The 653-nt window shown below is 67.1% G+C and carries 1 protein-coding gene; it reads right to left on the bottom strand.

The features are described from left to right. A partial coding sequence (locus ACQZ6J_RS33900; RefSeq protein WP_449087240.1) for an HlyD family secretion protein occupies positions 1-653 on the bottom strand: 653 nt, incomplete at both ends.

Raw genomic sequence — 653 nt, 5'->3', positions numbered from 1 at the left:
CGTGCCGTCGACGGCGGCGACGATGTTCGTATAGGACAGATTGAGCTCGGCCTGCTGGACGGCGGCGGCGGCGCGGTCGCGCTGGGCGGCGGCCTGGTCGCGCTGGGTCTGCAGCACCGGCACCTTGTTCTGCGCGGCGACGAGGGCGGCCCGGTCGCGCTCGACGGCGGCGGAAGCCTGCCTGCTGGCCGATTGCGTCTCTTCGGCGCGCGACTGCGTACCGGCGCCGTTGCTGATCAGCCGGGCCTGGCGGGCGGCATCGGACTGGGCGAAGTCGAGCGAGGCCTGCGAGGCGTCGAGCGTTGCCCTGGCCTGGCCGATCAAGGATTGCTGCAGCAGGATCTGCGCGTCGATGTTGGCGATTGCCGCATCCGCTGCCTTGAGGTCGGCCCTTGCCTGGGAGAGGGCGGCCTGGAAGTCGCGGTCGTCGATGCGGGCAAGCACCTGGCCGGCCTTGACCGTGTCATTGTCGTTGACCAAGACATCCTTGATATAGCCGGCGACCTTCGGAGCGATCGTGGTGTAATCGGCCTTCACATAGGCATCGTCGGTCGATTCGATGAAACGCCCCACCGTCCAGTAGCGATAGCCAAAATCCCCGCCAACCCCAACAACAGCAACCAACGCCGCAATGAGGAGGCTCCGCTTGAGGA

The sequence above is a fragment of the Rhizobium sp. A37_96 genome (genome assembly GCF_053521765.1).
Note: the sequence above shows the minus strand (reverse complement) of the source record. Positions and strands in the feature narration are given on the sequence as shown.